This window comes from Desulfocucumis palustris, from assembly GCF_002933875.1.
In the GTDB taxonomy this organism is placed as follows: Bacteria; Bacillota; Desulfotomaculia; order Desulfotomaculales; family Desulfocucumaceae; genus Desulfocucumis; species Desulfocucumis palustris.
Window position 1 is genome coordinate 117177 of sequence record NZ_BFAV01000141.1, and the last position, 11428, is coordinate 128604.

11 protein-coding genes are annotated in these 11428 nt (G+C 49.3%); 5 read left to right on the plus strand and 6 right to left on the minus strand.

The window, feature by feature from the left end:
• Nucleotides 1–95 precede the first annotated feature (95 nt).
• Nucleotides 96–1118 (minus strand): tRNA (adenosine(37)-N6)-threonylcarbamoyltransferase complex transferase subunit TsaD, encoded by a 1023-nt coding sequence (gene tsaD, locus DCCM_RS12870; RefSeq protein WP_104372809.1) that lies wholly within the window; start codon nt 1116–1118, stop codon nt 96–98.
• A 308-nt stretch (nt 1119–1426) separates the two neighbouring features.
• On the opposite strand from tsaD, the gene DCCM_RS12875 reads away from it, so the two are divergent.
• Nucleotides 1427–2128: an endonuclease/exonuclease/phosphatase family protein gene (locus tag DCCM_RS12875; RefSeq protein ID WP_165792150.1), complete on the plus strand. Its 702-nt coding sequence runs from the start codon at nt 1427–1429 to the stop codon at nt 2126–2128.
• A gap of 43 nt (nt 2129–2171) precedes the next feature.
• Here DCCM_RS12875 and DCCM_RS12880 read toward each other — a convergent pair whose 3' ends face one another.
• Nucleotides 2172–2921, minus strand: coding sequence for an SIR2 family NAD-dependent protein deacylase (locus DCCM_RS12880; protein WP_231702764.1), 750 nt, complete (start codon nt 2919–2921; stop codon nt 2172–2174).
• A 261-nt stretch (nt 2922–3182) separates the two neighbouring features.
• Between DCCM_RS12880 and DCCM_RS12885 the strand changes: the two genes are divergently transcribed.
• Complete coding sequence (locus DCCM_RS12885) at nt 3183–3614, plus strand: hypothetical protein (protein ID WP_128739150.1); 432 nt, start codon at nt 3183–3185, stop codon at nt 3612–3614.
• A gap of 212 nt (nt 3615–3826) precedes the next feature.
• Here the strand turns inward: DCCM_RS12885 and DCCM_RS12890 are convergent, their stop codons facing one another.
• On the minus strand, nt 3827–4285 hold the full coding sequence (locus DCCM_RS12890) for a zinc ribbon domain-containing protein (RefSeq protein ID WP_231702765.1): 459 nt from the start codon (nt 4283–4285) through the stop codon (nt 3827–3829).
• A gap of 53 nt (nt 4286–4338) precedes the next feature.
• Nucleotides 4339–4623, minus strand: coding sequence for a hypothetical protein (locus DCCM_RS12895; RefSeq protein ID WP_104372798.1), 285 nt, complete (start codon nt 4621–4623; stop codon nt 4339–4341).
• Between the two features lie 359 nt (nt 4624–4982).
• On the opposite strand from DCCM_RS12895, the gene DCCM_RS12900 reads away from it, so the two are divergent.
• A complete protein-coding gene (locus tag DCCM_RS12900; RefSeq protein ID WP_104372812.1) occupies nt 4983–5609 on the plus strand; it encodes a GNAT family N-acetyltransferase in 627 nt (208 codons plus the stop codon).
• Between the two features lie 45 nt (nt 5610–5654).
• On the opposite strand, the gene DCCM_RS12905 is transcribed toward DCCM_RS12900, so the two are convergent.
• Complete coding sequence (locus DCCM_RS12905) at nt 5655–6233, minus strand: DUF6657 family protein (RefSeq protein WP_104372799.1); 579 nt, start codon at nt 6231–6233, stop codon at nt 5655–5657.
• Nucleotides 6234–6614: 381 nt separating this feature from the next.
• On the opposite strand from DCCM_RS12905, the gene uraA reads away from it, so the two are divergent.
• On the plus strand, nt 6615–7880 hold the full coding sequence (gene uraA / locus DCCM_RS12915) for a uracil permease (protein WP_104372801.1): 1266 nt from the start codon (nt 6615–6617) through the stop codon (nt 7878–7880).
• A 67-nt stretch (nt 7881–7947) separates the two neighbouring features.
• Here uraA and DCCM_RS12920 read toward each other — a convergent pair whose 3' ends face one another.
• Nucleotides 7948–9726: a methyl-accepting chemotaxis protein gene (locus tag DCCM_RS12920; protein ID WP_104372802.1), complete on the minus strand. Its 1779-nt coding sequence runs from the start codon at nt 9724–9726 to the stop codon at nt 7948–7950.
• A 416-nt stretch (nt 9727–10142) separates the two neighbouring features.
• Between DCCM_RS12920 and DCCM_RS12925 the strand changes: the two genes are divergently transcribed.
• On the plus strand, nt 10143–11258 hold the full coding sequence (locus DCCM_RS12925) for an S-layer homology domain-containing protein (protein ID WP_104372803.1): 1116 nt from the start codon (nt 10143–10145) through the stop codon (nt 11256–11258).
• Nucleotides 11259–11428: the final 170 nt, after the last annotated feature.

The following is an 11428-nucleotide window of genomic DNA, read 5'->3' on the forward strand; positions in this document are numbered from 1 at the left end:
GTTGGAAAAAACCATATCAATAGCTACTATCTGTAAATTTTTGGTATTTCATATTGTGGATAACGCCGTCAAATACCGTGAATTATAGCCAAATTCTAATACCTTTCCTCTCCCAGTTTTAACCCGGGAACGGCGTTTAATGTCAGTGGGGCAAAATCCCCCCGTAAAAATTTATAATAAGCGGCACAGGCAATCATGGCGGCATTGTCGGTGCATAACACAGGGGGCGGGGTCACCAGCCGGATCCCCCTGTTGTTGCATTCCCCGGCCAGGGTTTCTCTCAGGCAGCGGTTTGCAGCCACCCCGCCGGCCAGCAATACCGTACCGGCGCCAAACCTGCCGGCGGCTTTGACGGTTTTGTCCACCAGCACGTCCACCACCGCCCGCTGAAAACTTGCGGCCAGGTCCGCCCTGTTAACAGCCTCGCCCCTGAGCCGGGAACGGTGGCGGTAATTAATAACCGCCGATTTTAAGCCGCTAAAACTGAAATCCAAACTGCCCTCCTCCAGGTATGCCCGGGGCAAAGGCACGGCTGTTTCATTCCCCTCAGGGGCAAGTTTGTCAATTAAAGGTCCTCCGGGATACCCCAGTTCCAAGGTGCGGGCAACCTTGTCAAAAGCCTCCCCCGCGGCGTCATCCCTGGTTCTGCCCACCACCCGGTAGCTGCCGTGGCCGGACATTACCACCAAATCCGTATGCCCTCCGCTTACCACCAGGCAGAGCAAAGGAAAATCCAGCTCCGGCTCCACCAAAAAATTGGCGTATAGGTGTCCCTCCAGGTGATTTACTCCCAGCAGGGGAATATCCAGGGCAAAGGCAATGGCCTTTGCCGCCGCCACCCCAACCAGAAGCGCGCCCACCAGTCCCGGGCCATAGGTAACCGCCACCGCGGACAGCATGGAGAAATCAACCCCTGCCTGGTCCAGGGCCTCCTGCACAACTCCGTTGATCATTTCCAGGTGTTTGCGGGACGCCACTTCGGGAACCACTCCGCCGAACTTTTTATGAACGTCTATTTGGGATGAAATAATATTGGACAGAATATCCGTGCCGTCCCGGAGCACCGCCGCCGAAGTTTCATCACAGGACGTTTCCAGGGCTAAAACCAAACGAGCCATATCAACCCACCCGAACATAATATTACCTGCTGCATGAAAAATATTATATCACAGAGCCGAAGAAGCGTCTAAAAAGGTTACCCCTTAAAAGCCCGGGCACTGTTCCCTTGGATTTACTGCCCCGGCCCGGGGATACCCGCCCGCCGCAACTGCAAAAAAGGAGAGCTTTCCGGCAAGCCCGTCAGGCACGCCCCTCTCCTTTTTCCGGCCGGACCAAATACCCGGGCAGGCCGGCCTTAATGCACATAGTATGTATAAATGCGGAGCATTCTCTTTTCAACATTTCCTGTACAAGGAGGGTATTGCCTATGACCCTCGCCGTGAAAGTTCTTACTTATAATATACACCACGGCGCCGACGCCGCGGGCCGCAGAAGCATCAACAGCATAGGGGAGACAATAGGAAACTCCGGCGCGCACCTGGCCGGCCTGCAGGAAGTGGACTGCCTGATGCCCCGGACCTTCTTCTCCCACCAGGCCCGGCGCCTGGCCCAAAAATTGGATATGAAATATGCCTTCGGGGCAAATATGAAGTGGCTGGCAATGTTCCGGTACGGCAACGCCCTGTTGAGCCGCTTTCCAATTGTGGCCCGGGCCAATATACCCTTACCGGGCAAAACCGAGAAAAGGGGGCTTTTAAAAGCGTTAATCCGCCCCCGGGAAAACACCGAGTTTTATTTTCTCTGCGTCCACCTGGGGCTTTCCCGGGCAGAGCGCAGGGAACAGATTAAAAGTATTATGGAAATAGCAAACACCCTGGACAGGCCTTATATACTTGCGGGGGATTTCAATACCGAACCGGGCTCCGGGGAATTATCCGCCCTTGGGGAATGCATGCAGGCAACTATGCTGAAAGCGCCTGGAAGGTACGCCACATTTCCCTCCTACAGGCCCGGTCACGGCCTGGATTACATTTTCACATCCCGGCACTGGCGGGTGATATCCTGCCGGATTATCCCCAGCGGCGCTTCGGACCACCTGCCGGTAATGTCTGAAATGTTACTGGGGTGAAAAGAATCCGGGGAAGTGACGGACACACCGGAAGCTGTGACAACTACCCGGTTTTTCCCATTTCCTTCAGCAAGTCCTGAAAAACCTCTCCGGCAGACCGGTGAATCACCAGGTCCGCCTGTTCATCCCACTGGGTGGGCTCCCGGTTAATAATTACCACCCGCCGGGCCAGCCCGGGCAGTCCGGCCGCCGGATATACCTGCAGGCTGCTGCCCACCACAAGCAAAAGCTGTGACCCCTTCAAAACCTCTGTGGCGTTGTAAAAGTCCCGGCTCATGGCATCCTCGAACAATACAACCTCCGGCCTCAGCACCCCCGAGCAGGACGGACAAAGCGGCGGGTTTTCACCTGTCCTGACCTTGTTCACCAGCTCCCCGAAGGGCTGGCTCTCCTTGCAATCCATACAGCGGCAAGTGCGCAGGTGCCCGTGGACCTCCCATACCCTCTTTGATCCGGCCTGCCTGTGCAGCCCGTCAATATTCTGGGTGATAACCCCCACCAGGTACCCTTCCTTTTCCAGAAGCGCCAGAGCCTGATGCGCGGAATTGGGTTTCGCGCCGGCGCACCCCAGCCAGCGGTCAAGATTTATATCGTAAAACCTGGCGGGATCTCTTTTCAGGGCGCTAAGGCTGGCGGCTTTGGCCGGGTCTATTTTTGTCCACAAACCGGTGCCCGGACTGCGAAAATCAGGAATGCCGCTTTCGGTGCTAACCCCGGCCCCGGTCAGGGCAAAGGCCGGCCTGTGTGTTTTAAGCATGAGGGCTAGTTGGACTATGCGCTCTTTATATTCCAAAAAGCATCACCCCTCTTATCACTATTTATTAAAAAAGCCCCGGCAGGCACCGCCGGCTGTACGGCTGTCATGGCGGGGAAGCCCTTTCCCGGGATTGCGAACAATCAATTACAGTAAAAATAAATGCCAATATGTTACAGTTAAAAATATACATACTCTAAGCTTTGGATAAAGGTTTAAGGTTTGCCTCCGTTGAATATAAACGGTTATAACCGCAGGTTTTTCATAACCTGTATATTTATTATACAAGGAGTGTTTTACATGGTAAAAAGCTTATTTAACTCCATAATTGGGAAATTTAAAGGTAACAGTGAGGTGGCTGCCGCCGCCGACACCGCTGAAGTCCGCCGGCCGGCGCCTAAAAAGGACAACGACTACAAAAAAATAGTTGATGAAATAGACCGCATGATTTCGGTAGGGGAAGTTTTGAATATAAGGAAAAAGGAACAGGGTCTAAATGTATACTATTACCTGGGTGAAAAGAAAATAATCGACGTGTGCAAAACAGGCCAGCCCACCAAAACGATTTTCCTTTTTTCCGGGGCCAACCATTTGGCCAGGGAAATGAACGCCAGCGGCCTCAAGGCCATCAACAAAAACGAGGCCCGCTCCAAAGGCTACGGTCCCGCCAAAGCACTGTACACCGGCACTGATCCCGAAATTATTAAGAACATGCTGAAAGCAGCCAGGTAGCATACCCCGGGGAAATTCCTCAAACCCTTAAGAAATTCTACAAAAGGAGGAAAATACGTTGGGGACATTCCTCCGACCCCTAAAAATTGCCCCAAAGAGAGGTGTGTCCCCTTACATAAGTTGGGGACATTCCTCCGACCCTTAAGAATTGCCCATAAAGTGAGGTGTGTCCCCTAACCTTAAAACCGCAGCTAACGCTGCGGTTTTGTACATTATTCTTTAACCTCGTCTTTCAGTTCATCATCCTTTAATAATTCCTTACCGCAATAGCTGCAAAATCTGCCGCCCTGGGGAAGCTCCAGATTACAGTCCGGGCAGGTGGGGGGTTTGGGAGACAGTTTTTCTATTTCCACCTCCGCGTCCTTGATTTCCTCTTCCACTTTGGCCGTACTCTGGCAAAGCCTTTCTATTTCCTCGTCAAGTCCGTCAGCACCGCGGTATTTTTGAAATACCAGCAATCCCAGCCCCCTGAGGTTGTTCTCCATTTCTTTTTCCAATTTGGACAGCTCAAATTTCAACTTGGTGACCTCAATCAGCTCACCCGAACGCTTTGTGATTTCCATCGCCTTACCGCCCACACCCTTGGCCTTTTCACCGATATTTTCCCCGATGTCCCTGGCCTTTCCGCCTATTTCCTTGGCCTTTTCACCCAGCTTTTGGAACAGTTCCATGACATACACCTCCTCATTCTACCAAAACCTTTATCCTCCGGGAGCCCCGAGATTTAATTCTTCAGCTTTGATATACCGGAAGACGTCAGCACCACCGGCATGCCGCCTATATACCCCGGGCGCAAAAAAAACCTTTGCTTGCCGCCGACGCATTTCACCCAGCCTCTTTCCAGCAGGCAGCCTATCAATTCGATGGCCTCATTCTCGTCGATACCCATTTTTTCCATCAATTCCGGCATTAGATCGTCCGCGAAAAAATGCCTCATCTGCATATCATAAACTTCAGCCAGCGCTTTTTCCAGCCTTTGTTCCGCCAAATCAAAATTCTCTGCCGACACGTGGCATCACCTCGTATTAAGGTAAGGTTACCTTGATTTTTTTACAATATACCCACAAAGGAATGCGTCCAACTTTGTAAAAAAACATACCATCCTCTATCCGGGCTCATTACGTCTTAAATAATGTCACAGCTCCCCCAATTTATGTAATCATACCATATTTCTTTCCATTAAGGCAAACAGCTTTATTTGTCAATAATAATAATAACTATTTTGAAAATTTTTAATTAGGGTAATACTTCAGGCGCTATTGTAATGTGTCTTCTCTGAATCTATAATATGGTTTAGCAGCAAATATGATAGGTGAATTGCAATTTTTTGTGGTTAGGCGGTCACTGCTGCGAGAGGGTGATGAATTTATGCTGGCTGACATACTGGAACTGCAAACCGAAAAGGGTACTGTATATATCGAAGGTCCGGCGCCCGGAGAATATCTGGAATCACTCAGCATGAACCAGCAGCTGAATAACTTCCGGCCCGCCGGCAAACAAAAAGAAGCTCTCATCAACATCTCCAAAATACCCCAGGGAATGATTTACATAGCCAGACACCAGAAGGAAATAATAGGTTATGTCACTTTTCACCAGCCTGACGAATATACCCGCTGGAGCAAGCATCCCCGGATTTTGGAAATGGGTGGGATAGAAATAAGTCCCGAATGGCGAAAGTACAAAATAGGGCTTAATTTGCTTAAGGTTGCTTTTTCTGCCAAACCCCTGGAGGATTTTATAGTAATCACCATGGAATACGCCTGGCACTGGGACTTGAGGAGCAGCGGGCTGGATGTATGGAAATACCAGAAAATGCTGACCGGCATGTTTTCCCGGGCGGGCTTGAGTAAAGTATCCACGGATGACCCGGATATTTTAGAGCACCCGTGCAATGTGCTGATGGCCAAAATAGGACCAGGGGTGTCCAAACAGGATATACTTCTTTTTGAGTCCATGCGTTTCATGAGTAAATACGGCGAAGCCGTCCAGATTTGAGAAATAAAAAACGGGGGGTTATGCGTAAGGATAACCCCCCGTTTTTTATTTGATGCTTTTTATTTTGTTTTTAGCCTCCGCCAGGGCAACCTCGTATCTTTGATTGAGCTGGGACTGAACCCTGGCCCATTCCTCCCGGTAGCCCATCTGCCTTTCCTCATAACCCGCCCCGGGATGAGCTCCCTGCCTGTGGTGGCCCATCCTGGCATTAACGGCCATTTCCTGCCTTAGGGTTTCCTTTGCCTGCTCCAGGGCCTGGCGGTACTGATTAAAGAGATACTCCAGCTCGTTTAGGAAGGCTGTAATTTCCCGCTTATTTGATTTTATTCCGATAATTCCTTCGAAGGACCGCCTGTTGCCCTCCATGGTTTCATCGTTTAACGGCAGTACCAGATTTGAGAGCAAAGCCTCTTCAAATCCTGCAATAATAAATTTGCGTTTATTTCCGTCATACTCTGCCAGGGCACTGTCCAGGGTAAAGTTTACATCCTTTAGAAAGGCCGCCCCCAGCCCTTTCCCCCGGGGAATGTACTCAAGCTTTTCAATCTCCTCCGGCTCAACTTCCTTGAAACTTTTCATTCTCTCCATGGCCATTTCCAGGGCGGTTTTAATTTTTCCTTCCATAAATAAACAACCTCCAACCGCAGCATTTAATTTAATATATACTATAAAGATAATAATTTACCTTCCATCCTGGAAGAAGCGTCCTGCTGTAATGCTCAGGCCAAACAATTCAGGACATTTTAAAAGCAAAACCCCAAAGGATATTAACATATTATGTCGAATATCAGTAGCTTGATATATTTTACCATGCCGGAACGGGGGTGCAGCGTTGAGCGCAATTCAAACAGGCCGTCACTACTGAACCCTCCAGACCCGGCACGGTTAAATTCTCCGTCTAAAAACAATGGGCCGGTTTTTTTTTGCCCGGGAGAAAAAAACGGGGCCATTTTAGGGGACATGCTGGATCTAATTAAAAAATGAAAAACGGGGAGGTTATTGATTTTGAGCAAACGAGTAATACAGGTGGAAGACAAACTTCCGCTGCTGCAGACTTTGCCTTTAAGCTTGCAGCACCTGTTCGCCATGTTCGGCTCCACGGTGCTGGTACCTATCTTATTCAAGGTGGATCCCGCCACGATACTTCTAATGAACGGTATAGGCACCCTTCTTTATATATTCATCTGCAGGGGGCGTATTCCCGCTTATCTGGGCTCAAGTTTCGCATTTATTTCTCCGGTGATGGCGGTTTTAAGCAAATATGGCTACAGTGAAGCCCTGGGCGGTTTTATCGTGACCGGCCTGATATTCACACTGGTGGCTCTGATTGTGGGCGCCGCCGGCACCAAATGGATAGACGTGGTATTTCCCCCCGCCGCCATGGGCGCCATTGTTGCGGTTATCGGCCTGGAACTGGTGCCGGTGGCCGCTCAAATGGCCGGTTTAATTCCCCCTGACAACGCCGCCAACTGGCATCCCGATCCCAGGGTTATAACAGTGTCGCTGTTCACCCTGGGGATAACTGTGCTGGGTTCGGTGGTGCTGAGAGGTTTTCTGGCCATCATACCAATACTTCTCGGTATACTCTGCGGGTACGCCCTTTCCCTGTTCATGGGCCTGGTGCAAACCGGGACGGTGTCCGGGGCCTCCTGGCTGGCCTTGCCCCACTTCTACACACCGTCCTTCAACCCCGCTGCCATAGCCATCATAGCCCCTGCGGCGCTGGTGGTAATAGCGGAACATGTGGGACACCTCTTCGTCACCAGCAACATTGTGGGAAAAGACCTGGCCAGAGACCCGGGCTTAAGCCGCTCACTGATGGGCAATGGCCTTTCCACCATGCTTTCGGGATTTGTGGGCTCCACCCCCAACACCACTTATGGCGAAAACATAGGCGTTATGGCCATTACAAAGGTCTACAGCGTTTGGGTTATCGGCGGGGCCGCCATCATTGCGATTATTCTTTCCTTCGTGGGTAAACTTTCCGCCGCCATTCAGAGTATTCCCACCCCCGTGATGGGCGGGGTATCGCTACTGCTTTTCGGAGTTATCGCCTCATCAGGTATTCGCATGCTGGTGGAAGCAAAGGTGGATTACAGCAAAGCCCGCAACCTGATTCTGACCTCGGTGGTGCTTGTTATAGGGATCAGTGGCGCGCAATTGCAAATGGGAGCCATCAGCTTAAAAGGCATGGGCCTGGCCACCATTGTTTCAATATTGCTGGCCCTGGTGCTTAAAACCCTGGACGTATTGGGACTGACCAATGAATAGGCGCCTTCGCCACTTTTAGCCATTGACGCCCCCTGCCGGATAAAGGCAGGGGGCAATTTGTATACAATCATGTGGTTCTGAACCTCCCGGCCATGACATCCAACTCCCCGGCCAACCGGGAAAAGGTTTCCGTGGACTCCGACGCTCCCGCCATGGACCCGGCCTGCTTCTCCGCAACCGCGGCCATGTCTTTTACCGCCAGGGCTATTTCCCCTGCGGTTCCCGCCATTTCCTCTATTTCCGCAACCAGGTTCTGCACCCTTTTTATTATCAGGGAAAACAACTCTCCCACTTCATTTACCACCACGGTCCCGGCATCCACCACTTCAACCCCCTGGTTCATGGCCTCCACCGCCCTGCCCGTCTGATGCTGGATGGAATTGATCATTCTGTAAATGTCCTTGGCGGCGGTGGTGGATTTGTTTGCCAGATTTCTCACTTCTTCCGCCACCACCCCGAACCCCCTTCCCTGCTCTCCCGCCCTGGCGGCCTCTATGGCGGCGTTCAGGGAGAGCAACTGGGTTTGGGCGGCAATGTCGCTGATAAAATCAACGATATCCGTAATGGCCCTGGACAGCTGCGATAATTCCCGAATATTAACGGACACCTCGTTGGTGCAGGTATTTATAACCTCCATCTGCCGGGTTATCTCTTTAATACCTTCACTTCCTTTGTCGGCAAAGCCGGCGGCCTCCCTGGCGGCCAGGGATATTGCCCGGGTTTTATGGCCGACCTTCTCCGCGTTGGCGGACAGCATACCGGTAACAGCGGCGGTGTTGGTGAAGGCGCCGGCCGTATCCTGCAGCCCGGTGCTAATATTTTTAGCGGTAACAGCCACCAGTTGGGACTTGTCCTTTAGCTGTACGGCTATTTCCCTGAGGCTGGTCAACATTATATTAAAGGAAGAGGCCAGGAGTCCCAGTTCATCCTTGCTCTCAATTGTCAGTTTTTCACCCCTCAGGTCGCCGGCGGCAATCCTGGCCGTTTCCCTTTCCATTAAAACAATTGGGCCGGCCATCTTTCCGGCAATATAAATCGCCAGCCCGAAACCAATAAAACACATGGCCAGGACCATAAGGGTAATTGTCAGCTGGGCTCTCTTTACCTTTAACTCATTGGCGTTTTGTACCGTTACCAGATGTTTGTCCTGAATTTCAATAACTTTTTGCGCCGGATCAATTACAGAACGGATAACCTGGTCATTGGTTTTAAGCAGTTCCTCCATTCTGGCCTGGTAGTCCAACGTTTCCGGCCAGACGCCTCCCTGCTTTTGTTTCATGGCGTTGACCTTATAGGCCTTCAGCTTATCCGCATACACTATATAATAATTATACTGGCTCAATATCTGGGCCAGCAGCTTCTTTTCCTCATCCGTTCTAACCAGGCTTTTAACATTTGATATCTTTTCATTAAAGCTGGTGATTAATTTCTCCGACTTTTCCAAATTAAGGCTGTTAAAATTAATTAAATACATTTGGAACTCAACGGTTTGTTCATCAAATACCATAAGGGCTTCCTGGGTGGTTTTGATAATTTTAGATTCCTTGTTTAAGAGGTCGTTATATGACGATCTTAAACTGACCATTTGATAATAGCAGGTTGAGCCTAATACCAGATTAAAAAGCAGTAACAAAAAAAATCCGGCCATTAATTTTTTCTTGATACTGAAAAAAGAATTCCTCCCTGAAAATTTTCCCCGGGTGCCGGGGCCGTCGTTTTCCGGGGAAATATCCGTTGATTTACGGCGGCCCGGGATATTTGAGATAAACATAAGTTTATTAAAAATTTTTTTAACCTTTTCAAACAAATGCTTTTTTTCAATATGTATAAATTTAAACTTTCTCATAAAACCACTTCTTTCGTATTTTTATCACAGTTAATAATAAAATACAAAAGATGGTTTAAATTGGCATTAAAGCAACTTTAATATATTATTAACGGAGCTACTTTTATTTTTAACATAAAAATTTTTACATCAAAATTATACCTGTCAAACCCTTTAGGATAATTCATTGGAGATTTTCAAAATCACGTATTGTATCCATTTTTTTACATTTAACCCAATAATATAAAAACATTTTAAATGAAGAGATATAGTTTAATTTTTTAATTCCCCGGTTTTTTTTGGAAACAATTATCCACCATAAATCGTCTTATAAAGAAAGGGGACGCGCCTTATTATATTGTTCAGTTCTCCTTCGTTGACTTATGAGAAAAACACTATATCTTAATTAAAATTTAGGTATAAACAGGAGGGTATCAATGAAATTAAAAAAATTTTTATTATTAACAGCTTTTCTTTGCCTTTGCCTGTTATCCCGGAATACCGCGGAAGCCGTAAGCTTTTCCGATGTGCCGCAGCAACATTGGGCAGCCGGAACAATTAAAACCATGGTGGAAAAAGAATTGCTCTCCGGTTACCCGGACGGTACTTTCCGGCCGGAGAAACAGGTAAGCCGGGCGGAATTCGCGGCTATACTGATCAAGGCCGCAGGAATAAATACCCAGGCGGCGGACAAGTCCAGCTTTGCTGATGTTGCCGAGGGTAGCTGGTACCTGCCCACGGTTGAAACGGCAAAGAAATTTTTCAACACCGATACTTCACCCGGCGGCCTCAAATTCCGTCCGGAGGAACCGGTTCTGCGGGAGGAGGCAGCCGCCGCGCTGTCCAGGGCCAAGGGACTGTCACGGCTGGACGACGAACAGGCAATGGCCGGTTTATTTTCCGATTACAATCAGATTTCACCCAAATACAGGCCGGATATTCTCCCCGCCGTAAAAAGCAAACTGATCCTGGGCTATCAGGACGGAAGTTTCAAACCCCGTTTGCCCCTCACCAGGGCGGAAGCAGCCTCCCTTATTTACCGTGCATTTTTATATTCACCGTCCCTTGAATCCTGGATTAGCAACGGAGTTATAAAGCCACTGGCGGAAACGGAGAAAGATTACCAGCCCCTGACTAAGGAAATGAACAGCAATTTCGGCAGCATCGCGGTTAACCACAGCCCGGTAAAGGTGGAGTTTTTCGCCGGGAAGCTGGATGTTGACGGCGGAAGTGATAGAATGATATACATTTTCGCCAGGATTGACCCGCTAAAATATTTCACCTTCTCGGAAGCGGATTTCGGCACGAAACCTGAAGCCGTCAAAGAATTTACAAACAACGTGGCTCTGTGGGCTTCAAAGTCTCACCCCGGTGAAAAAGTGCTGGTTGTTCTGGGTTACTCCAACTTGATATACTATAACCCAGAATCAATTTTTGACAACAAATATGTGGCATATGTGCCGGACCAGGAAGGCTGGCACATCAACAGGCTTTACACCGGCGCCGTTGCCCGTAACAACAGTGTTCTTGAGTCCTGGCGGGAGGTCGACTAGGAGGCCGTTGAAAAAGTCCATCTGCTGCGTTGCGGCTGCGGCCTCAATGCTCGACGTACTATGAGTACACTTAAGCTTGAGGCCTTGCCACGCCTTGCATCTGGAGCTTTTTGAACGGCCTCGGGCGGTAGTTTAGCAACATGTTTATTGTTTTTTCAATGTGTTTTTCA

Bases quoted from the DNA above. Each gene is read 5' to 3' on its own strand.
- tsaD (WP_104372809.1), bottom strand. From the start codon at position 1,118: ATGGCTCGTTTGGTTTTAGCCCTGGAAACGTCCTGTGATGAAACTTCG.
- DCCM_RS12875 (WP_165792150.1), top strand. From the start codon at position 1,427: ATGACCCTCGCCGTGAAAGTTCTTACTTATAATATACACCACGGCGCC.
- DCCM_RS12885 (WP_128739150.1), top strand. From the start codon at position 3,183: ATGGTAAAAAGCTTATTTAACTCCATAATTGGGAAATTTAAAGGTAAC.
- DCCM_RS12890 (WP_231702765.1), bottom strand. From the start codon at position 4,285: ATGGAACTGTTCCAAAAGCTGGGTGAAAAGGCCAAGGAAATAGGCGGA.
- DCCM_RS12900 (WP_104372812.1), top strand. From the start codon at position 4,983: ATGCTGGCTGACATACTGGAACTGCAAACCGAAAAGGGTACTGTATAT.
- DCCM_RS12905 (WP_104372799.1), bottom strand. From the start codon at position 6,233: ATGGAAGGAAAAATTAAAACCGCCCTGGAAATGGCCATGGAGAGAATG.
- DCCM_RS12920 (WP_104372802.1), bottom strand. From the start codon at position 9,726: ATGAGAAAGTTTAAATTTATACATATTGAAAAAAAGCATTTGTTTGAA.
- DCCM_RS12925 (WP_104372803.1), top strand. From the start codon at position 10,143: ATGAAATTAAAAAAATTTTTATTATTAACAGCTTTTCTTTGCCTTTGC.